This is a genomic window from Parapedobacter sp. SGR-10, assembly GCF_011030405.1.
GTDB lineage: Bacteria > Bacteroidota > Bacteroidia > Sphingobacteriales > Sphingobacteriaceae > Sphingobacterium.
The window spans coordinates 84,477-108,029 of record NZ_JAAJTJ010000009.1 but is presented as its reverse complement, the minus strand read 5'-3'; the positions used below and the strand labels follow the sequence as shown (position 1 = coordinate 108,029).

The 23,553-nt window shown below is 44.4% G+C and carries 18 protein-coding genes; 10 read left to right on the top strand and 8 right to left on the bottom strand.

Annotated elements, in window-relative coordinates; all coding sequences use genetic code 11:
* Positions 1-6: 6 nt before the first annotated feature.
* The 6 genes from G5B00_RS09025 to G5B00_RS09000 all read right to left on the bottom strand — a co-directional run bounded on the left by G5B00_RS09025 (position 7) and on the right by G5B00_RS09000 (position 8,101).
* Entirely contained in the window at positions 7-1,440 is a 1,434-nt protein-coding gene (locus G5B00_RS09025) for a Gfo/Idh/MocA family protein (RefSeq protein WP_163873785.1), read from the bottom strand.
* An 11-nt stretch (positions 1,441-1,451) separates the two neighbouring features.
* Positions 1,452-3,137, bottom strand: a complete 1,686-nt coding sequence (locus G5B00_RS09020) for a GMC oxidoreductase (RefSeq protein ID WP_163873782.1) — start codon at positions 3,135-3,137, stop codon at positions 1,452-1,454.
* A 107-nt stretch (positions 3,138-3,244) separates the two neighbouring features.
* Entirely contained in the window at positions 3,245-4,483 is a 1,239-nt protein-coding gene (locus G5B00_RS09015) for an MFS transporter (RefSeq protein ID WP_163873779.1), read from the bottom strand.
* 132 nt (positions 4,484-4,615) lie between these two features.
* Positions 4,616-5,524: a hydroxypyruvate isomerase family protein gene (locus G5B00_RS09010; protein WP_163873776.1), complete on the bottom strand. Its 909-nt coding sequence runs from the start codon at positions 5,522-5,524 to the stop codon at positions 4,616-4,618.
* A gap of 75 nt (positions 5,525-5,599) precedes the next feature.
* The gene (locus G5B00_RS09005; protein ID WP_163873773.1) at positions 5,600-6,916 is read right to left on the bottom strand and encodes a Gfo/Idh/MocA family protein; all 1,317 of its coding nucleotides are present in this window, start codon (positions 6,914-6,916) and stop codon (positions 5,600-5,602) included.
* Positions 6,917-7,105: 189 nt separating this feature from the next.
* A complete protein-coding gene (locus G5B00_RS09000) occupies positions 7,106-8,101 on the bottom strand; it encodes a formylglycine-generating enzyme family protein (RefSeq protein WP_163873770.1) in 996 nt (331 codons plus the stop codon).
* Between the two features lie 517 nt (positions 8,102-8,618).
* Here G5B00_RS09000 and hisG point away from each other — a divergent pair.
* Both hisG and hisD read left to right on the top strand, forming a co-directional pair.
* Positions 8,619-9,470, top strand: coding sequence for an ATP phosphoribosyltransferase (hisG, locus tag G5B00_RS08995; protein ID WP_163873766.1), 852 nt, complete (start codon positions 8,619-8,621; stop codon positions 9,468-9,470).
* Positions 9,470-10,753 carry a histidinol dehydrogenase gene (gene hisD / locus G5B00_RS08990; protein ID WP_163873763.1) on the top strand — a complete coding sequence of 428 codons (1,284 nt, stop codon included), beginning with the start codon at positions 9,470-9,472 and terminating at the stop codon, positions 10,751-10,753. Before hisG ends, hisD begins: the two co-directional genes overlap by 1 nt.
* Before the next feature lie 37 nt (positions 10,754-10,790).
* On the opposite strand, the gene G5B00_RS08985 is transcribed toward hisD, so the two are convergent.
* Both G5B00_RS08985 and G5B00_RS08980 read right to left on the bottom strand, forming a co-directional pair.
* Positions 10,791-12,956: a S9 family peptidase gene (locus G5B00_RS08985; RefSeq protein WP_163873760.1), complete on the bottom strand. Its 2,166-nt coding sequence runs from the start codon at positions 12,954-12,956 to the stop codon at positions 10,791-10,793.
* Between the two features lie 239 nt (positions 12,957-13,195).
* Positions 13,196-13,534 (bottom strand): DUF3276 family protein, encoded by a 339-nt coding sequence (locus tag G5B00_RS08980; protein ID WP_163873757.1) that lies wholly within the window; start codon positions 13,532-13,534, stop codon positions 13,196-13,198.
* Positions 13,535-13,802: 268 nt separating this feature from the next.
* On the opposite strand from G5B00_RS08980, the gene G5B00_RS08975 reads away from it, so the two are divergent.
* The 8 genes from G5B00_RS08975 to G5B00_RS08940 all read left to right on the top strand — a co-directional run bounded on the left by G5B00_RS08975 (position 13,803) and on the right by G5B00_RS08940 (position 23,457).
* Positions 13,803-14,645, top strand: coding sequence for a cell wall-active antibiotics response protein (locus G5B00_RS08975; protein WP_163873755.1), 843 nt, complete (start codon positions 13,803-13,805; stop codon positions 14,643-14,645).
* Between the two features lie 4 nt (positions 14,646-14,649).
* The gene (locus G5B00_RS08970) at positions 14,650-15,711 is read left to right on the top strand and encodes a sensor histidine kinase (protein WP_163873753.1); all 1,062 of its coding nucleotides are present in this window, start codon (positions 14,650-14,652) and stop codon (positions 15,709-15,711) included.
* A complete protein-coding gene (locus tag G5B00_RS08965) occupies positions 15,689-16,441 on the top strand; it encodes a LytR/AlgR family response regulator transcription factor (RefSeq protein ID WP_163873750.1) in 753 nt (250 codons plus the stop codon). The genes G5B00_RS08970 and G5B00_RS08965 overlap by 23 nt, the downstream gene beginning before the upstream one ends.
* A 25-nt stretch (positions 16,442-16,466) precedes the next feature.
* Complete coding sequence (locus G5B00_RS08960; RefSeq protein WP_163873747.1) at positions 16,467-17,561, top strand: serine hydrolase domain-containing protein; 1,095 nt, start codon at positions 16,467-16,469, stop codon at positions 17,559-17,561.
* A gap of 366 nt (positions 17,562-17,927) precedes the next feature.
* The gene (purN, locus tag G5B00_RS08955) at positions 17,928-18,503 is read left to right on the top strand and encodes a phosphoribosylglycinamide formyltransferase (RefSeq protein ID WP_163873744.1); all 576 of its coding nucleotides are present in this window, start codon (positions 17,928-17,930) and stop codon (positions 18,501-18,503) included.
* Positions 18,504-18,548: 45 nt separating this feature from the next.
* Positions 18,549-20,075, top strand: coding sequence for a bifunctional phosphoribosylaminoimidazolecarboxamide formyltransferase/IMP cyclohydrolase (gene purH, locus G5B00_RS08950; protein ID WP_163873742.1), 1,527 nt, complete (start codon positions 18,549-18,551; stop codon positions 20,073-20,075).
* 241 nt (positions 20,076-20,316) lie between these two features.
* Entirely contained in the window at positions 20,317-22,470 is a 2,154-nt protein-coding gene (locus G5B00_RS08945) for an FUSC family protein (RefSeq protein ID WP_163873739.1), read from the top strand.
* A gap of 15 nt (positions 22,471-22,485) precedes the next feature.
* Positions 22,486-23,457 carry a YpdA family putative bacillithiol disulfide reductase gene (locus G5B00_RS08940; protein WP_163873736.1) on the top strand — a complete coding sequence of 324 codons (972 nt, stop codon included), beginning with the start codon at positions 22,486-22,488 and terminating at the stop codon, positions 23,455-23,457.
* The last annotated feature ends 96 nt before the right edge of the window (positions 23,458-23,553 follow it).

Below are 23,553 nucleotides of genomic sequence, written 5' to 3'. Positions count from 1 at the left end.
GTTACATTAAAAATTATACTTGACTTCCCATCCGGGACGATACGTGCGCTTTACAAATTGGTTCACTTCATCAAAATTTGTCACGCGCATATTGTCATTGTCCCACAACAGCTTCAGGCTCCTGCCGGGATATTTATTATTTATACGAAGATCTGCGCCACGGATAGCCAGATTGGCCATCAACAAGGCTTCTGTCAAAGGGCCTGAGATCTCAAAAGGGGCAGACATTTCCATCTTGCCATATCCGGCAAGACAGCCTTCTACCCACTGTGCCCAGTGTCCTTTGGCACCATCGGGAACTCTCGCGTACTTTTGCTTTACCTCTTTGTACTTTTTGGACGTAGGCAGCAGACGTGGGTTGGCGGCATAGGTATCGGCCAGTATCTTGCCTTTCTTACCGATCAGCAGGATACCGTTTCCTCCGTCGCCAAATTTCTCATTGGGTTCCAGTTCGTCCGGTCTGGGTGGCTGTATACCACCATCCATCCAATGGATCTTGACATCTCCTTTGGTCTTTGGCGTTTTGGGGAAGGTAAGGGTCACCGAACTGGACGGAGGACAGGATTCGGGAAAATACCCTCTCTTGAACTCATCCACGTACACCGACCCTACACTGGCCTGCACATCCTTGACATATTGGAGTCCGTAAATACTGAAAGGTGCCTCCAGGTTATGGCATCCCATATCGCCCAAGGCTCCTGTGCCGTACGGCCACCATCCACGCCAGTTGAACGGCACCAATTTGTTGATGTAGTCCGTATAGGGGGCAGTACCAAGCCATTTGTCCCAATCCAATGTAGCCGGTACGGGTGCTTTTTGCGTCGGCCAGGCGATTCCCTGTGGCCATACCGGTCTGTCTGTCCAAGCATATACCTCGACAAGGTCACCGATCAGACCTGCATCCACCCATTCGCGCATCTGGCGGACACCGTCTCCCGATGCCCCCTGATTGCCCATCTGGGTCACCACCTTGTATTTTTTGGCGGCATGGGTCAATGCCCTGGCTTCCCATACATCATGTGCCAGGGGTTTCTGCACGTACACGTGCTTGCCTAATTCCATGGCAGCCAATGCCTGTATCGCGTGGTTGTGGTCGGGGGTAGAGACGGACACAGCATCGATATGTTTGTGTTCCTTGTCCAACATTTCCCTAAAGTCCGTATAGAACTTGGCTTTTGGGAAATTGCTGACACTATCCTTTGCCCGGACTTTGTCCACATCACAGAGATAGGCGATATTGGCCTTGCCACTCTTGTGAAAGTTGTTGACGTCCGATCTGCCCATTCCTCCGACACCAATGGAGGCAATCTGTAGCATATCGCTAGGAGCTCTATATCCTTTTCCACCCAGTACATGCCTTGGCACGATACTGACGCCCGCTGCGATGACAGCGGCCTTGCGAATGAAATCTCTACGGTTTTCTTTTTCGTTAGTCTGCATGGTCTTAAAAATTACAAATTACCTTTTTTGAGTTCCTCCACCGCAAAATCTACAGCCCGAGCCGTCAGGGCCATATAGGTCAGCGACGGGTTGATACAGGCAGCAGAGGTCATACAGGCACCGTCGGTCACAAAGACGTTCAAGGCATCCCACACCTGGTTGTGTTTGTTCAGCACAGAGTTCTTGGGATCCGTACCCATACGTGCCGTACCCATCTCGTGGATACCCTGGCCAAAGCCGTAACCATTATCATAGGTTTTGACGTCCTTTACGCCGACACTTTCCAGCATCTCCTTCATCTCGTTCATCATATCCGGGCGCATCTTTTTCTCGTTCTCCTTGATTTCCATATCCATGGCCAGGATCGGCAGCCCCCATTTGTCCTTCTTGTCCTTGTCCAGGAATATACGGTTCTCGTGATAAGGCAGGATCTCGCCGAATGCACCGAAGTTGATCGACCAGGCTCCGGGTTCGAGCATCGCATCTTTCCAGGCTCCTCCTACGCTCATCTCTTCGACAGAGCCCGACCAGCGGCCACGACCTGCTCCCCCTTGATAACCGAATCCACGTACATAATCCCTTTTTTTCGTATCTCCGGGCACATTGACAAAACGGGGTACATATAATTTTCCGGGACGTCTTCCAAATTCATATTTGTCATCATAACCTTCCACTATTCCTCTGGCACCCAACCTAAAGTGATGATCCATGGCATTGTGCCCAAGTTCGCCGCTACTGCTGCCAAGTCCTCCTTCCCACACATCCGTGGCGGAGTTCATCAATACCCAGGTAGAGTTGAATGCCGAAGCATTTACAAAAATAATCTTGGCATAAAATTCATAAGTCTGGTTTGTCTCTGCATCGATGATCTCTACACCTTTTGCTTTTTTGGTATCCTTGTCGTACAAGATACGGGTCACGATCGAAAACGGTCTCAACGTCAGGTTACCGGTCTTCATCGCGGCAGGAAGTGTAGCAGCTTGCGTACTGAAATACGCTCCAAAGTTACACCCCAGCCAACATTGGTTTTGGAATTGACAGTTGATCCGGCCTTCATGCGGTACAGTAATGTTGGCCGATCTGGAATTGATGAAGTGCCGGGTACCGCCGTACTGCTGTTTGAGGCGAGCGGCCAGGTCTTTTTCGACCACGTTCATCGGAATAGCCGGCATAAACTCGCCATCTGGAAGCACGTCCAAACCATCCCGGTTACCTTGTATACCGGCAAACCGCTCGGCATAACTATACCAAGGAGCGATATCCTTGTACCGAATAGGCCAATCCGTGCCGTGGCCATCCTTTAGATTGGCCTCAAAATCCAGATCCGAAAAACGGTAACTCTGCCTTCCCCAGGTCAGGGAGCGCCCTCCTACCTGATACCCCCGGTACCAGTCAAACCGCTTGACCTCCGTATAGGGGCTCTCTTTTTCATTTACCCAGAAATCCAGGTTTTTCTCATTTAGGGGATAATCTCTCTTCAAAACGGGATAATTTTCCTCCATCTCCCTGGTTCTGCCCCCCCGATGCGGGTATTGCCACAGGTCTTCATTGGCATGATAATCCTTGATATGCTCCACGTTTCGGCCACGTTCCAGCATGATCGTTTTTAACCCTTTTTGCGTAAGCTCTTTCGCTGCCCAGCCTCCACTGATCCCCGAACCTATCACAATAGCGTCGTACACATTATTCTCAACCATTTTATTTAGTTTGTTTATATTAGATTATTTAACTCTCTCTTCTTTTTTTAGTGGTCAGTGATCAGTAGTCAGTGATCAGTAACTGACCACTGACTACTGACCACTTGTTACTGATTCGATACCTTTTCGTCTTTGAACAGCACTAAAAATATCAGCATCACTACAAAGGCGATCACGGCAGGAACAATCCATACCTGTTGCCAGAACCCCGCTAAATCCGACCCTCGCAGTTCTTGATATTTATCTCCGATAAAACCGGCAACCCAAAATCCAATAAGTTGTCCTACACCATAAGTCGCCAATGTAATCAATCCTTGCGCAGCACTCTTGTATTTTAGGCCTGCTTTGCTATCTGTATAGATCTGTCCCGATACAAAGAAGAAATCATAACAAATTCCGTGCAGGGCTATACCTAAGATCAACATGAAAGACAGCTCTCCTGCATTTCCGTAGGCAAACAACAGGTACCGTAAGCCCCATGCCAACATACCGACCAAAATGGTCTTCTTAAAGCCAAATCTCGTAAAGAAAACAGGCAATAACAGCAAGAAAAACACCTCGGACATCTGCCCAATAGTCATCTTTCCTGTTGGATCTTTCAATCCTATTTCAGCCAAAAAGGGATTGGCATTCTGATAATAAAACGCCAATGGAATACAGATAAGTATGGACGAAATAAAGAATATAAGAAAGTTTTTGTCCTTCAACAATTTCACGGCATCCAACCCGATAATGGAGGCGAAAGAAGGTTTTTCCTCTATACTGGCTTTGACCGGAGGGGTCTTAGGCAGGACAAAGGAAAACAAACCCAATACCAGGGAAGCAACTGCTGTCATCAAAAAAGTATTTTTCAACAGCCCTTGTGCAGCGCCTTCTTGCGAATCCCATTTGAACAGATAGCTGATAGACAGACCGGCTACAATCCAACCTATTGTCCCCCAGATACGGATACTGGAAAATTGTTTTTCGGGATTGGTCAGCTGTCTGAATGAGACGGAATTGACCAGGGCCAACGTAGGCATGTACAAAATCATATAGGCTAGCACATAAGGATAAAAAACAGCTATTTCTGTTGCATTGTACATCTGGAACATCAAAAATGCGCCGATCAGATGCAAGATTCCCAAGATCCGCTCCGCATTGAAATACCTATCCGCAATCATACCGATGATAAACGGGGCAATAATAGCACCTAATGACTGTGTAGAGAATACATTGGATATCTCATAAGGTTCGGCTTGAAGGTTCTTAATAAGGTATGTACCCAACGTAACGAACCACGCTCCCCAAATAAAAAATTCGAGGAACATCATAAACGATAGTTTAAATCTGATTGAAGGTGTCATGTTTATTTTGTTTTAAATTGATTAGCGTTTTTTATTTTAAAGTTATGATGGTGACAAAGGTTACAGTGGTTATAGAAGCCATGAGCCTTCGTCTCTTTCATAACCCCCGTAACTACCATAACCATTATCATTTTATTTCAAAAAACCGTCCACTTCCCTATAGGCATTGACCAGAGCTTCCTCTCCCTCTTTTCCAGATTTGGACATACCGTGTTCCATACCAACGATTCCTTTATAACCTTTATTGTACAACCACTTGAACACATTTTTATAGTTGATTTCTCCGGTAGTCGGTTCTTTACGCCCAGGATTGTCCCCCACCTGTATGTAAGCAATCTCGCTCCAACATTGCTGCATAAAGTTAATCAGATTCCCTTCGTTCTTTTGCTGATGATAAGCATCATACAGAATTTTGCAGGAAGGGCTGTTTACAGCCTTACAAATTTCGTATGCCTGATCGGTATATCTCAGGAATAAGTCCGGCGTATCACTCAACGGTTCCAAAACCATCGTGATGCCATGAGGTTCGAACAGCTCCGCTCCTCGCTTTAGGCCTTCGATGACATTGGCAGTCTGCACACCCAAAGGCAATTTTCGTTCATAGTTTCCAGGGACTACGGTCACCCATTGGGCATTGACCCGTTTGGCAATCTCGATGGATGCCCGGCAACCTTTCAAAAATATATCCAAGTGCTCTTGCTTATTGGCAGCCAAGGTGTTTGCGCCATTGCCACCCTTGGGTACGACAAATACCCCCATCCGCATACCCAATTTAGTCAAAAGTTCACCTATTTTTTTCTGTTCGTCCACGCTTCTGTCTGGCATACCGTTGTCTTCGATACTTCGAAAACCCAGGTCATGCATGTATTTTATCTCATCTAGCATATTGCTACCTGCAGAAGCCTTAAACATGCCTTGATGGGGGGCATAATCCAGATTAAAGGTCGTTCCCTGCATACGGGTTGTTGATAGCGTATGTGAAGACAGCATGGCGCTGCCTGCAAGTACTCCTGTACTTTTAATAAAATCTGATCTTTTCATCAAATACAAGGTTTATGTTGATTTCTTTCTATAATTATAAATAAATGTACTTATTAAATCACGAACTATATACCACTAGATATAAAGGTGTGTATCGATACCGGGTTTCGCGACAGGGTAAAACCCATTCTCATCGGGCATGATCTTCGGATTTGCATCCCAGGCATATACTTCCGGAGATAAATCGACAGTAGACTGTAACGCTTCATCCCATTTGATCACCTTTCCGGTGTAACATGCCGCACGGCCGATGATACCTGTCAATGTGCTATAGGCCGAAAAATCAATATCCGAAAATCGGTATTCGCCCTTTGCAATAGCATCAAACAGTTCAACATGTTCCTGTGCATAGGGGTTGGGGTCACCTTTGGACTGATGCCTATAGATTTCATTTCCTTGTGCATCCCACAGCACCGCTTGGTTTCCTGCCGATAGATATACCCTTCCTTTGGTCGCTTGAAAAGTTTCGTCCACCCGATTGGTGATCCCTTCGAAATGCCGACATTGACTGTACACTACTGTTCCATCATCATATGTCAGTTCTACCGCAAAATTATCGTAGATCTCTCCATGGTCTTTGCCTGTACGGTGCGCCCGAGATCCCGTTCCTTGGATAGAAACAGGGTATTTTCCTTTGATCCAATTGGCTATATCGATATTGTGCACATGCTGCTCCACAATATGGTCACCACATAGCCAATTGAAATAAAACCAATTGTGCATCTGGTATTCCATTTCGGTTTGACCGGGCTTTCTAGGCCTTAACCATACCCCTCCACTGTTCCAGTAGACCTGTCCCGATACCACGTCCCCGATCTGCCCATCATGTATACGTTGGATGGCCTCTCGATAATTACGTTGAAATCTCCTTTGGAAACCGACTACTACGTTCAGTTTTTTGCGTTTGGCTTCTTTGGCCAAATCCAATATCTTACGGATTCCGGGAACATCCACCGCTACAGGTTTTTCCATAAAGGCGTGTTTACCCTGCCTGACCACTTCTTCAAAATGCTGAGGCCTAAATCCTGGAGGCGTAGTCAAAATAACAACATCTGCATCGGCAATAGCCTGTTTATATGCCTCAAAACCAACATATTTCCGGGAATCCGGTACATCAACCTTGTCTGCATATTTTTTGATTAAATTGTTGTAAGACTTCTCTATATTGTCTGCAAAGGCATCTGCCATAGCGACCAATTTCACATGCTGTCCCGAATTAAAGGCATTGACCACAGCTCCCGTACCTCGTCCACCACAGCCTACAACGGCTATCTTGATCGCATCGTCTACTCCAGACAATACGGAAGAGACTGCCGGGCTGGTGCCCACAACGGCTAAACCTGCAACAAGGGATGAAGATTTGATAAAATCTCTTCGGTGTATATTTTTCATATAATTATTGTTTATTAAGTAGTTAGTACATGATAAAAAAGTTTTTCGTCATTGCGAACACGAGGCATGAGGGTGAAGCAATCTCTTCGAACGAAAAACACAGATTGCCTCCTCGTTCCTCATAGCAATGACGTGTTTTTTTTACTGTATTCATCTGAGAATCATGTAGTCTGTGATTGTTCTTAGCTATTAAAAGTCTTCAATTGGTTTTTGGTTATAATATTTTATGATGTCTTCCAAAGGTGGCGGGTTCAATGGTCTTACCACACGCATCCCTACAAAGGGGGCTTCGGGAAACCACCAATTGGACTTGGGAACCTGTGGGTCCAGCTGCTTCCACATCGGATCTGAAAAACCTCTTGCCGCAGAGCGCAATTCGGCGGCCGTGCTTTTGAAAGACCCGCCCCGTACTGCATGTGGATACAGTTCTGTAGGAACAGTAACCGGATCTTCTACAACATCCTTATCGGCCCTATGCGTATAGTCCGGGAGGTACTGATCGTAGGTCCACTCCGCAACATTTCCGATCATATCGTACAAACCAAAAGCATTTGGTTTCTTTTGTCCTACCTTATGCGTTTTATCTTCACTATTATCAGCATACCACGCATACTCGCCCAACGCGGGAGCATCATCACCATAATAATATTCGGTAGCCGATCCTGCCCGACAGGCATATTCCCATTCAGCTTCCGTAGGCAACCGATAAAATATACCCGTTCTCAGGTACAACCATTTACAAAACTGAATCGCATTATAGTGTGTCATGGCTATCGCCGGTTGACCTTGCTTGCCCATACCAAAGGTCATGTCCAGATAAGGTTTTGTGGGCCGCGTCACAGCATCAATGCCCGTAGGCTGTGTCACACCATCCACCTTTTGTTTTGCCTCACTATCTGTCCGTTTGGAAAGTTCATAGTCTTGGTAGAGAAAAGCTTCAAAAACATCCCAGGTGATTTCGTAGGTACTCATCCAAAAAGGAGATATTTTCACTTGATGCACAGGCTTTTCGTCTGCGTTGCCTGTCTTGCTACCCATCAAAAAACTCCCGGCCGGAATAGCTTCCATAGAAAACGATAGAGACGTATTGGGTATGACCTGCGTATACCGCTCATTAGGAACCGACTGACCTAAAACAATCCCGCCCCCCAGCAAAAAACAAATACTTAAAATAATCCTTCCCATAATATGGTTAGTGTTCAAAGTACACTTTAATAAAACCTAAAATTAAGACTTCCAAATGACAATTGCAATAACATTGTCGTTACAGAATACAGAAAATAAATATTTAGGTATTGTTAAGCATATATATTTTTGTCGTCCAGACAGCTTGCCCCGAATGCATTCGGGCATAGGGATGAGAAGAAAGATGAAATACAAAAAAGTTTGCATACCAGCTAAGAATACGCTAAATTTGGCCATTATTAATAAAAATGACGGTTTTACGTATATACCACATCCATTTGCATCATCGCCATTGCGGCGATATGTAACTGTTATGTGTTTCTACGTGAAGCATTTTTCCCAATAGTCCTTATTTATTAATAATTATCAACGACAACTTGAATACTTTGAAACCTGCATGAATTGCCTCACTTTCACAAAAGAACACAAATTAAGCAAGCTCTACTGTAGACCACAGACAATAGGCAAAAAAACAATTCATGCAAGCTTCATTGCCGTTAAAAAATAGAACATTCTAATGAAAAATCTTAAAATTGCTATCCAGAAATCGGGTAGGTTAAACGAAAAATCTGTTCTTCTTCTTAAAAACTGTGGACTGGACTTCGAAAATTACAAAAGCTCCCTCATCACCACTGTATCCAACTTCAACCTCGAAATACTTTTCCTGCGGGACGACGATATTCCGGGGTATGTAGAAGAAGGCATTGCCGATCTGGGCATCGTTGGCGAAAATGTCATCGACGAAAGCCAGGCCAAGGTCAATTATATACAGCGTTTGGGGTTCGGTAAGTGTACCCTAAAACTGGCCATACCCAAAGATTCACCTGTACAGGAACTAAAAGATCTGAATGGCAAGTCTATTGCAACCTCGTACCCCAACATTCTTAAAAATTTTCTGGACGAATACAAGATACAAGCCGATATACAGACTATCTCCGGTTCGGTCGAAATCGCACCGGGGCTTGGACTGAGCGATGCTATCTGCGATATTGTCTCTACAGGTGGTACACTAAAGAGCAATGGACTGAAGCCCTTCGCAGACGTACGCAAATCTGAAGCTATCCTGATCGGGCGCAATGGTCTGGAAAAAAATGAGATCCTTTGTGAACTGTTACAACGTATCCAATCGGTATTGCGTGCCAAAGAGACCAAATATGTCGTACTGAATGTTGAGAAATCCAATTTACCCCAAATCACGGAACTTCTGCATGGGGTCAAAAGCCCTACCGTCGTCCCATTGGCCGAAGAAGGTTGGGTAGCGGTACACACCGTCATATCCGAAGATGATTTTTGGGAAAAAATAAACAAACTGAAATCGGCAGGAGCACAGGGAATCGTGGTCATGCCTATCGAAAAAATCATTTTGTAATGCTGCGAACATACAAATACAATACCCTTTCGGCAGAGGAGAAAAATCAATTGATCCAACGGAATACAGATCCGAACAATACGATTCAAGAAACGGTTTCCGGCATTTTAGATCAGGTCAAAAACAAAGGCGATGAAGCTCTGCGGGATTTTGCTGCGAAATTTGACAAGGTAGATCTGAAGAATTTATTTCTGGAAAAAAGCGATATCGAAGCTTTAGCTTCCACCATTTCCCGCGATCAGCAGCGTGCGTTGGAAATTGCCTTTCAGAATATACACCGATTTCACAGCACACAGCTCCGGCGCGAACGCGTCACCGAAACGATGCCCGGCGTAAAATGTTGGCGTGAGGTGCGCCCTATCGAAAAAGTGGGTCTATATATCCCAGGAGGGTCTGCCGTATTGCCCTCTACCCTCTTGATGCTCGGTGTGCCAGCCCGCATTGCCGGCTGTAAGGAAATCGTCGTCTGCTCTCCGCCTCAACAAGACGGTAAGATCAATGGTTTCGTAGCCTACTGTCTGCTTTTACTAAAGATAGACCGTATATACCTTGTCGGTGGAGCACAGGCAGTGGGTGCCATGGCCTACGGGACGCAGACTATCCCGAAAGTAGACAAGATATTTGGCCCGGGAAATCAATATGTCACCAAAGCCAAAAGCATCATTCAGGGGCAAACCAACGTCAGTATCGATATGCCGGCAGGGCCATCGGAAGTACTGGTCATTGCCGATCAGAGTGCCAATCCGGCTTTTGTCGCGGCAGATCTGCTTGCCCAGGCCGAACACGGAGCCGATAGCCAGGCTGTATTGGTAGCCACTTCATCTGCTACCATAGAGAAAGTCAACAAAGAACTAAAAAAACAGATAATTGTCTTACCTCGACAGGAATTGGCTCGGAAAGCCATTGAAAACTCGTATGCTATCATTACAGAAACGCTCATAGAAGCCATGGAGTTTTCCAATGCCTACGCTCCGGAACACCTCATTATAGAAAGTGACGAATGGCAATCCCTGATCGTTAAAATAAGCAATGCGGGATCTGTCTTTCTCGGACATCTGACTCCCGAAAGTGCAGGAGATTACGCATCGGGCACCAACCACACCTTGCCTACGTCGGGCTATGCCCGTTCGTATTCGGGCGTATCCGTAGATTCTTTTATCAAGAAAATAACCTTTCAGCACATCAGCGAAGAAGGTCTCCAACAGATAGGCTCCACTGTAGAGATACTCGCCGAACTGGAAGGACTGCAAGCGCATAAGAATGCGGTGAGCATACGGAATTAAATAAAGAGAGGAGCTAATGCTCCTCTCTTTATTTAATTTATCTCTTCCCGAACCTTTCCTTAAATTCCTCCGGAATCGGCCTCTCCAACAGGTATTGGTAATAGAAACGAGCCCTTTCGTAAAAGTCATACCGCAGTTTTGACCGTGCGAATCCATGTCGGCTACCCGGATAGATCATCAATTCAAACGGTACACCATGATCCGTCAATGCATCAACCAATTGTGTCGTATTTTGCAGATGGACATTGTCATCCAAATCCCCGTGCATAATACGCAGACCTCCTTTATAACGGTCGACATACGTCAATATAGACCCTGATCTATACCCTTCCGCATTGTCTTGTGGTGTATCCATCCAACGTTCGGTATAATGCGTATCGTACAGTTCCCAGCTGGTCACCGGTGCTCCCGCAATGCCATAATCAAAATAATCAGCTCCTTTTGTCAATGCCAGACAGGTCATATACCCTCCATAGCTGTGCCCGGTGATCAACAATTTGTTTTTGGCCACCCAGGGTTTGGATTTGAGCCATTTGACGACAGTAATGTAATCGATCAGCTCCCAATGTCCCAGATTGCGGTGCATCCAGGCGACACCTTGCTTGCCAAAATGCCCCGAAGCCCTGTGATCACACTGTATCTGTATAATTCCTTCATTGGCCCAATACTGTGACATGCCTCCATAAGGACTTTGTGAACTGTTTTTCCACGTATTTTTGACCGTACCGGCGTCGGGACCTCCGTAGATACTCATAATGACCGGATAAACTTTGGTTTCATCAAAATCGGTTGGATAGGTGATCACAATCGGAAGATCAAACTTACCATCATCGGACTTTATCGTAAAATATTCGGTTTTGCCAATGTTATACCTGGCAAAATCAGGTGATTTGCTATCTGCCAATTCCCGCATGATTTTACCTTTATTATCGACCAAAGCCACTTTGTTTGGTGTATCCACGTTGGAATAATTCGTAATGAAGTAGGCTCCATTGGGTGACACACGGACTTGATGCGTATAATCGCCAAACGTCAAACGTTTGAAATTCTTTCCCGAATAATCTATCCGGTATAAATCTACCGTAGCCGAATTTTCTTTACGAGCCGTAAAATAGATCACCTTATTCTTTTCATCGATGTATTCCAAAGAGACGACCTGCCAATCTCCTTGGGTGATGGGATTGAGCAGCTTGCCATCCAGTGTGTACAGATAATAATGTGCCCAACCCGTTTTATCGGATTTCAAAATATAATGTTTATTGTCCGCCAGGTAGGTGATGCGTTCTTCGTGGTCCAGATTGATCCATGTCGGTTGTTGTTCGTCATAGATTTCTTTCTTGCTTCCATCAAAAGGATTGACGGCATAAAATTTTAGATTGGTCTGGTCTCGGTTCATCCATTGCACCATAATGGATTGGCTGTCAAAACTCCAATAGGGTTGTCCGAAATATTGATCTTCATCTTCGTTAAAATCTGCCCATACGATCGGAGAACCTTCCACCTTGACAAAACCTATCCTAACTTTCGGATTCTCCTGTCCCGCTTTAGGATACCGGGTTTCTTCCAGATAGCCATTCTGTCCCCTGGACACGTAGATCGGAAACATGGGGACTCTCGTATCATCAAACCGCATAAAGGCCAGTTGCTTGCTATCCGATGACCACCAAAAGGCTCTGTAGTTTGTCGGTCTACCCAAGATTTCTTCATAATACACCCACGATGACCAACCGTTGTAGATCACGTCCGTACCATCTGAAGTATATTGTACCTCCTTGCCCGAACGGATCTCCATACTGTATAGGTTGCTATTCCTGGTGAAAGCCACATACTTTCCATCGGGCGAAAGCGTAGGATTCTGTTCTTCCTCTTCGGGCGAATCGGTCAATTTCTTTTCTTCTCCCGTTCCATAATCGATAAAAATATCCTTGTCCCGTACAAACACTCGTGTGGAGATGTCTTCCTTAGGGACATAGAGGCTTCTGGCTCCGGTTTTGACGTCGACTTGATAGGTCTTTTTGTCCTTTGCGTCTTCTTCCAGATAATGCGTATCATCAGCCCAACCCGAATATCCGTTTATCGGTTGGGTGAGCGTATATCCTTGTCCCCAGGATTCATCAAAGCTCAAACGCCTGGTCTGCGCATGGGTCAGGTGATAGGCCATAAGCAAGCCAACAACCCACAGGGTGCTAAAAACTTTCTTCATAGAAATCTAAAAATTAGTCGGACGAAGTTACAATTTAGTACATGACAAAAAAAGTTTTTCGTCATTGCGAGCGAAGCGAAGCAATCTCTACGGACGAAAAACGCAGATTGCCACGTCGTGCCTTCTCGCAATGACGCGTTTTTATGTTGTTTTTATTTTTTGTCATGTACTGTAAAATTATAAATAAAAAAGCCACCTTTTTAAAGTGGCTTCGTATAAGTTCAAATAGATACTAGAGGCTAAAACGTAAAATTGTTTCTTTCGACCAACTCTCCATTGCTTTCATAAGTCGAATCGTCCTGACCGGGCTCGTATCTCTTTTCTACGACGTCCTGGTTGGCTTTGATATATTCCACCACCTCTGTCAATCCTTCGGCGAATTTTTCAAAATCTTCTTTGTATAAGAAAATTTTGTGCTTGATAAACTGACCGTCTTCGAAACGCTTTTTACTTTCTGTGATCGTCACATAGTAATCATTTGACCGAGTCGCTTTTACATCAAAAAAATAAGTACGTTTTCCCGCTCTCACCTTTTTTGAAAATACCTCTTCACGCTCTTTGTTTTCAAAATCTCCCATTAGTCTAGTAAGTATTTAAGTTTAATTTCAATGTTTTGATGCTATAAATATATAGGAATTAATTTTAAAAGTCCAAATTTTTATGAAAAATTTATAAAAGTTTTTTAGTCCCTAAAACTTTTCCAAAGTTTGAAACTTTGGAAAAGCTATCGTGCGCAGCATTCACCGACAAAATCAGGGGTTTTACCGACCTTTATCCCAAAGATGCCTAAGTACGTTGCGGGTAAATGTCGATTTTCATGTATATTCGAATTGTAATAATTTAGAAATGGATACAAAAGATAAACATAACATACCACCAGTCCCTCCCAACAACTCCAAAAGTGCTACTACGGTCGGCGCTATCATTATCCTGTTCGGGGTTTTTCTGCTATTGAAGAACCTGGACTTTGGGATAATCATTCCTTCCTGGATCTTGGGGTGGCAAATGATACTTATTATCATCGGCTTGGTCATCGGTGTCAATTCCAATTTTGAGAAAAAATCATCCCTTATCCTTATTTGTTTGGGTGTATTGTTTTTATTGAAGGAATGGATAGGGTTTTCGGTAGGCAAAGTCCTTATTCCCTTGATTGCCATAGGCATAGGTATTTATCTGGTCAAACGTAACAGACAAGCTGGCTCTCACCCCCCTATTCCGCCACAAGGGGACGCTGCTACAACTGACGACAGCTTCGATTGGGACAAACGGGTCGGAGACTTCTCTGCGACCGAAGAAACGGATCATAGCCGCAATGACGAACGTACGTATGCTTCGTCGCCCTACGGATTGGAAAACTATCTAAAAGTCGAAGCTATCCTGGGCAGTTCAAAGAAGATTTTGATGACCAAGAATTTTCTGGGAGGGACATTGACCAATATATTGGGGAGCACAGAGATCAACCTGTTGCAGGCAGACCTCCAACAGCCTGCTGTCATCGATGTCTTTCAATTGTTTGGAAGTACAAAAATCATTGTTCCTCCACATTGGACAATATCTACGCAGGTCTCTTCTGTACTGAGCGAAAATGACGATAGGCGTATCATCATCAACCATCCTTACGACGAAAATAAGCGGTTATACATTACAGGAACATCTATCTTGAGCAATATTGCCATCAAAAACAGCTAGTAGCATGTCGTCTCCCCCATTCAAAATAAAGAATAAAAACCGTCTGATCCACATCAGCTCATGTACGGTCGGCATCCTGTATTTTCTAGTATCCTATTTCTTGCTGTGGTGGGATATGCGCCCCTTGAAGGTAACACCTACCGAACCCGCTATAGGAGCTGTTTCCATGACAATATGTTCTTATCTTATTTTCAGTTCTTTACAATTTTACCTTCCCCGAAAAAACCAGTACATCAAGATTATCATCATCTGCTTCATCCTGACGGTCGTCAGCGTAGCCATATCTGTCTTTGCTCTTTTGCAGTTTTTTGATGTACCGTCGCTTGAACATTTTACAGCAAGGCTACCCTATCGTTTCATTATCAACTTTCTGTTGCTGCTGTTTATCATGGTCATCAATATATTCTGGAATATACAGGAAGAATACGAGGACAACAAACGCAGGAAAGAAGAAACCGAAAAACTGGTGCGGGAGGCCGAGCTCTACAACCTCAGACAGCAGTTGCAGCCCCATTTTCTATTCAATAGCCTCAACTCGATCATTGCTTTGATTTCGGCCAAACCCGATCTGGCCCGGAAAATGACCTTTCAGCTGTCGGACTTTTTGAGGGGAACGATGCGCAAGGATGACAAACAGCTCATTCCTTTGGGCGACGAAATCCGCCACTTGGAACTTTATCTGGAAATCGAGAAGGTTCGTTTTGGTCACCGACTGAATACGGTATTCCATTATGAGGAAAAGGTATTGAAAACCAAAGTTCCCGGCATGATCATCCAGCCTCTCATGGAAAATGCCATCAAGCACGGTCTATACAACCTCACCGGTGACGTCTGCATAGAAACACATATCCATCTTGAACAACAGATGCTGACCATATCCATCAGCAATCCCTACGACAAAGATCAATATACAAGCACCAAAGGCACTGGATTTGGATTGAGCAGTGTACAGCGTAGACTATTCTTGATCTATGGACGTACGGACCTGCTGTCTGTACAGAAAACCGAAAGTAAATTTATAGCAAGCATAAAAATACCTCAACATGATCAAAGCATTGATAATTGACGATGAGCCTTTGGCTCGCCTTATTATCTCCGAATACCTTGCTGCACACCCCGACATCACGGTCGTAGGCGAATGTGGTGACGGATTTGAAGGGATAAAAGCCATTCAACAGCACAAGCCGGATCTGGTGTTTCTGGATGTACAAATGCCCAAGTTGACCGGATTTGAGATGTTGGAGATACTGGACGAAACACCCCATATCGTATTTACGACCGCATTTGAAGAATTTGCCCTAAAAGCTTTCGAAAAGAGTGCGGTAGACTATCTTCTCAAACCGATCAGCCAAGAGCGATTTGAACAAGGTTTGCAAAAATTCAGACAATTGCATACTTCCCAGACCAGCACCTCCTCTTCGAATACTTCGAATATGGAAGTCTTGAAAAGCGAAATCGAAGAAACAACGCTCGAACGTATCGTCGTCAAAAACGGTTCACAGATCAAACTCATCCCTGTACAACATATCCTCTATCTGGAAGCTTACGACGATTACGTCAAGATACATTGTACCGACGGCATGTTTCTGAAAAACAAAACCATGTCCTCTTTTGAAAAACAATTAGACCCCAAACAATTTGTACGTGTCCATCGCTCGTATATCGTCCGGGTGGACCAACTGGCCAAGATCGAACCCATGGAAAAGGAAAGCTATAAGGGTATCCTGCTCAACGGAGACAAAGTAAATATCAGTAAATCCGGATATGCAAGGTTGAAACAAACTATTGGGTTATAGTCCTTTGTTTTTGTAATTTTGCCGTATGAGTAAAGCTTTCTTTTCGGCACTTATTTTTTTATCCTTCGCGATCAATGGTGTATTGGCCCAAGACACCTTGAAACGAGATCCATTGGAGCCGTACATCGATTCGGTCGCATATACCTATACCCAACAGTCCCATACACATGCGCTGGCCATAGGTATCGTTCACCATAACCGTGCACAAACGTTCTTCTACGGTGAAACGGTAAAGGAAAATGCAACATTACCGACCGAAGAAACGATTTACGAGATAGGTTCGATGACCCAGATCTTTACGGCAACGCTACTGGCCGACGTGGTCGAAAAGGGTATCATCCGGTTGGAAGATCCTATTGTAAAATTTTTGCCCGACTCCATAGCCCACAATACCAGCCTGCAAGGTATAACCTTTCAATCCCTAGCCAATCATACTTCCGGCCTGCCCCATTCACCATCCAACCTGGACAAGAACCCCAACTATAATCCGCAGGATCCATACGCATTATACACCCGTAGAGATCTATTCGCTTTTCTAAAAAGCTTCCAGGCAAACACCACACCTGGAGAAAAATACGAATACAGCCCTTTGGGATATGGTCTTTTGGGCGAATTGATTTCCATGATTGCAAAGAAACCTTATGGTCAGCTTGTCAAAGAAGTCATCACGACCCCACTCTCCATGACAAACACGACGAACAAGCTGAACCCCAAGACCCAGCAACTGATACAGGGATACGATGAAAAAGGACAGGAAACATTATCTTGGAATACACAGGCTATGGCAGGTGCAACAGTCCTAAAATCAAGCCTAAAGGATCTCCTGGTGTACGCTCAGGCACAGTTCAACATGCCAAATACTCCGCTAGAACGTGCTATGGCGCTGACACGACAATTCACGTATTTCCTCCCTCCCGATTCTGATATTGGGCTGGCATGGCACATGAACATGGTCGGAGACATCGTTGTCTATTCGCATACAGGCAATTCGGGTGGATATCGTTCATTTATCGCCTTGGCTCCCGACAAAAAATCAGCTTTGGTCGTACTGACCAATACGGCTATATCAACAGATGATATCTGTACACAGATAATGGAAAGGATCATTGCTACGGAATGATCTCTTGTGCATGGTTCAACGAGATGGGTAGATGTACCGTTTGGGCTACAAGCCCATATGCAAACTGCTTCGTAGAGAGTGTCTAAAAAGCCAATCATACCGTCATTTCGACGAGGTACGAGGAGAAATCTATGGTTGAGCAGCTTTTCAACTTGTTGAAAATTAGTTAATTCTAATTCATCCATAGATTTCTCTCTTCGTTCGAAATGACGATTAATGAATTGCCAGACCTTTTTAGACCCCCTCCAATGGATAGAAAATCAATTTTAACTTAAGTTGTTAGCTTATATAAACAGCATCTATATTGCATATAATGGGAAAATTCGGTAAGTTTGAGAGCAACACACATTTAAAACTATAGAAAAAGTGAAAAAACGAATCGCTATTTTTGCATCAGGATCTGGCTCCAACGCTCAAAAAATCATGGAACATTTCAAATATTCTAATGACGCGGAAGTGGCTTTGGTACTGAGCAACAACGCCGATGCCTATGTGCTGCAACGTGCTGATAATTTTGAGATCCCTTCCCATGTTTTCGACCGACATGATTTCTATCAAACAGACGAAATCGTCAACTTGCTGAAACGTCTGGAAATAGATCTGGTCGTGCTGGCCGGATTCTTGTGGCTCATACCCGACAATCTGTTGAAGGCTTTTCCCAACAAGATCATCAACATCCACCCTAGCCTATTGCCCAGACATGGTGGCAAAGGCATGTACGGAGATCGCGTACACAAAGCCGTATTGGAAGCAGGCGACGACGAACATGGCATCACTATACATTTTGTCAATGAAAACTTTGACGAAGGCGAGGTGATCTATCAGGCACGATTCCGTGTTGAGCCCACCGATACATTGGAACAGCTGAAATTCAATGGCCAACAATTGGAACATTTGCACTATCCGAAGATCATCGAGAATCTACTGAAAAAATACAATTAAAAAACGATTATTTATCCTTATCTTTGCGGCTCCAAATAAATAACAATGAATCATCCTGTCAAGATTAAAAATGCACTGGTTTCCGTATATTATAAGGACAACCTTGCCCCCCTTATCCAACTACTCAACAAATATGGTGTCACTTTCTACTCTACGGGTGGTACAGAAACCTTTATCCGCGATTTAGGAATAACGGTAGAACGTGTAGAGGATCTGACCGGATACCCATCAATCTTAGGAGGACGTGTAAAAACACTGCACCCCAACGTGTTCGGCGGCATCCTTTCCCGTCGTCCTTTGGAAGATGACAAAAAACAACTTGAAAAATACGAAATCCCCGAAATAGACCTTGTCATCGTAGACCTGTATCCTTTTGAAGAGACCGTAGCTTCGGGTGCCCCCGAACAGGATATTATTGAAAAAATAGATATCGGTGGTATATCTCTGATCCGTGCGGCCGCCAAGAATTTCAATGATGTCGTGATCATCTCGTCCAAGGACCAATATCAAGAATTGGAAGAAATCCTAACTGCACAAGAAGGAAACACAAGCTTGGAACAACGCAAGTCCTTTGCAAAAAGAGCATTCAACACCTCATCGCACTACGATACGGCCATTTTCAACTATTTCAACCAAGAAAATCCTTTAGAGGTCTTCAAACAATCTGAACAACAGGCCCAGGTATTGCGTTATGGAGAAAATCCGCACCAAAAAGGTGTATTCTTCGGCAATCTGAATGCTATGTTTGACAAATTGAACGGCAAGGAGCTTTCCTACAACAATCTTGTCGATGTGGATGCCGCTGTAGCCATCATAGACGAGTTTGAGGAGCCTACATTCGCGATCCTAAAACACACCAACGCCTGTGGAGTCGCCTCACGCCCCACAATCCGACAAGCCTGGATAGATGCTTTGGCCTGCGATCCGGTATCTGCTTTTGGAGGCGTACTCATCACCAATGGTGAAGTAGATAAAGAAACGGCAGAAGAAATCAACAAACTTTTCTTCGAAGTATTGATCGCACCTAGCTATACAGATGACGCCATAGCCATCTTGACAGAAAAGAAAAACAGGATCATCCTGCGCCGCAAAACGGTCAGACTTCCTAGTCAACAGTTCAAAACCTTGTTGAATGGTGTCATTCTCCAAGATAAGGACAACACCGTAGAAGGCCCGGCACAAATGACTACCGTCACCAAAACCAAACCTACGCCCGAACAATTGGAAGACCTGCATTTTGCCAACAAAATCGTCAAGCATACAAAATCAAACACTATTGTATTTGCAAAAAACGGGACATTATTGGCTTCCGGCGTAGGGCAGACATCCCGTGTAGATGCTTTAAAGCAAGCCATCGAAAAGGCAAAATCTTTTGGTTTTGAGCTTCGTGGCAGTGCTATGGCTTCGGATGCTTTCTTTCCATTCCCGGACTGTGTCGAAATAGCCGGAGACGCGGGCATCGCCGCTATACTTCAACCCGGAGGTTCTATCAAGGACCAGCTATCCATTGACATGGCCAATGAAAAAGGTGTTGCCATGGTGATCACAGGTGTAAGACACTTTAAGCATTAAGTTTTTTAAGACTTCCGAAGTTTCGAAACGGCAAAGCCTTCAACTTTGCCTTCAAAAACACAAAAAATTAAAGTTAAACTTCGGAAGTCTCTACCCTCCCATTCCTTTACATATTATTTTTAGCTAACTTTGCACAGTCAAAAATGGAATTGGCTGGTAAAAATATGTAGCCCTGTTAGGACATTACATATGCAAACACCTCCCTAAGATCCGTTCTATTAAATTTGTTGGTGTAGGTCTTATGAAAAAATCTGAAGAAATCAGCAGTTTTTTTTACAGTCAATATTTTGGCGAAGGGTTACGGATTACGTTGGGAGCAATCATTCCCGTCATCGTATGTGCCTTACTCGGTGAGTTTACCACAGGCACCCTGGTCTCTCTCGGAGCTTTGGTAGTCGGTATGTCTGACACTCCCGGTGCACCTACGCACCGAAGGGCGGGTGTAGTCCTTTGTACGGTACTGTGCGTCTTGACCATTGTCGTGACGGTGTTGCTCAACAGTTCGCTGATAGCCATGACCATCACCATAGCCACGCTTGGTTTTCTCTATTCCATGTTTGCTGTGTTCAATGCACGTGCATCTACTATCGGTACGATGTGCCTGCTGATCATGCTGATCAATGTCGATGACATGTACACCTTGCAAGAAGAACTCACCTACCTGTCTTATTTTATCATAGGCGCATTGTGGTACATTATCATCAGTTTTTCCATTACCTATGTCCGTCCATACCGATTGGCGCAGCAAGAGCTGTCCGAGACGATCATACAGGTAGCAGACTACATTCGACTAAAAGCAAATTTTTACGACATAAAGTCCGACTTGGACAAAAACTATGACAAACTGATCGAAAAGCAGATCGAAGTCAATGCTCACCAGGAAAATGTCCGGGATATCCTCTTTCACAGTAAAAGATCCATCAAGGATACCACCAAGAAGGGCCGATTCCTGACACTGATCTTTACCGATATCGTGGACCTTTTCGAACAGAGCATGGCCACACATTACGACTATACGGCTATCCGTGACAAATATGCATCGTCCGGTCTATTGGAAAAGATAAAACTCATCCTGCGCAAGGTAAGCTATGAACTCGACAACATATCGTATAGACTGCACGCCGAAAAACTACCTCGCCAACGGCATGATCTCAATAAAGAAATAGATGAACTGCGGGCTGCACTGGAAGTCTATGACAAAGAAAACGGCACCAATTCCATCGCCCTAAAGAAAATCATTGTCAATATCAGGACGATTGTCAATCTGATCCTACAGATATACAATTACTGCCAGCTCAAAAAAATAGACATCGAAAAAGAAGAGATGGCTCATACGCAAAAATTTGTCAAAACGGACATCATCAATTGGCAACGTTTTAGAGACAACCTAAGTCTCAATTCCAGTATATTCAGACATGCATTACGGATGTCTGTTACCTTGTCGATGACTTACCTTATCCTCAATCTCATTGATTTCTCCGAATTTGGGATCTATTGGGTATTGTTGACTATTCTGGTCATTCTTAAACCAGGTTATGGGCTGACAAAAGAGCGCAATCTGCAACGGATCATCGGAACCATTATAGGAGGCGTCATAGGCGCCCTTGTGCTGATGCTGATTCCCGATATGACCGCGCGATTTATCATCCTCGTCATTTTCTTTCTGATAGCATACAGCCTTTTCCGTATCAATTATATTATAGCAGTCATTTTTATGACACCCTATGTCTTGATCCTGCTCAGCTTCACGGGCGCCAACACATTGGAAATCGCCAAAGAAAGAGTAATCGATACGCTACTCGGTGGGATAATCGCTTTTGTATCCAGCTACGTCATATTCCCCAATTGGGAGAGCCTACAGATCAAAAAAAACATGCGGGAATTGCTCATCGCCAATTATCAATACCTCGCGCAGGCCATCAATATCCTCTCTGGACAAAAGATCGCCATAACGGACTACAAACTCGCCCGTAAAGAGGTCTATATTGCTTCGGCCAATATGGGTTCTACCTTTCAACGTCTGCTGACCGAACCAAAATGGAGACAGAAAATAACGAAGGAAGTCAACAGGTTTGTCATTCTGAACCATATCTTCTCCTCCTATTCGACCACACTGATGACACAGCTCAAGGAGGCGGATACGACAAACTTCAATAACGAGGACGTAAGATTATTCTATAAAGCATTGCAAAATCTCGAAAAAGCTGTCTATACACTCGATGACCAAGAGGACAATACATTCACCTTGGTCAAGAGCATAAAGGATATTATCGACTGTAATCCCGATAGTGAGGACGCTATAATAATTACAGAACAATTACAGTTTTTGGTCAAAATTTCAGCAGATTTGCTGAAAGTCACCACAGAGCTGGTCAGCAAGAATCAAGAGGAATAAGGCACAAGTTTGGAAATGGAAGAAATATACGATATCATCATCATAGGAGGCGGGCCAATCGGTCTGGCATGCGGTATTGCGGCACAGAAAAACAACTTATCGTATCTCATTATCGAAAAAGGCTGTCTGGTAAATTCCCTGTACCGCTATCCGGTCAACATGACCTTCTTCTCCACATCCGAACGGCTTGAAATCGGAGATACACCTTTCGTGACTATCCTTCCCAAGCCCAAACGTGCCGAAGCCTTGGAATACTACCGACGCATCCACAATAAGTTTGCGCTGAATACCCATCTGTTTGAAGAGGTATCGGCCATACATAAAGATGCGGATAACCTATTTGCCATACATACCTCCAAAGGAGAATATACCTGTAGGAATGTCATCGTCGCTACCGGGTTTTATGACATCCCCATGTACCTCAACATTCCGGGGGAAGAACTGCCCAAAGTATCCCATTACTACAACGACCCACACTATTATGCCGGGCAGAATGTCATTGTCGTCGGTGCCAGCAATTCTTCTATTGATGCGGCATTGGAAACATACCGAAAAGGAGCAAACGTCACCTTGGTCATCCGGGGTAACGAAATCAGTCATCGGGTAAAATATTGGGTCAGACCCGATATCGAAAACCGTATAGCCGAAGGAAGTATCAAAGCATACTACAACAGTGAGTTGACCGAAGTTACGGAAAGGGAAGCCGTCATTCGTACGCCGGATGGCATGGTCCGTATCGACAACGATTTTGTGCTGGCCCTGACAGGCTATCGTCCCAATTTTGAGTTTTTACAAAGGATAGGTATTACGATTCCCGAAGATGTCCCCAGAATCCCTGTACACAATCCCGAAACGATGGAGACCAATGTCACGGGCATCTACCTTGCCGGAGTGGTATGTGGCGGTCTGAACACGCATCTTTGGTTTATAGAAAACTCAAGGATACATGCCGATCTGATTATCAAAGATATTATCAGCAAGACCTAATGTTAGCGCACGAATCCTTTCGTGTGCCTCGATAAACAAGCACACGAAAGGATTCGTGCGCCAGCATAGGATACATGCGGATATAATTGTCAAGGA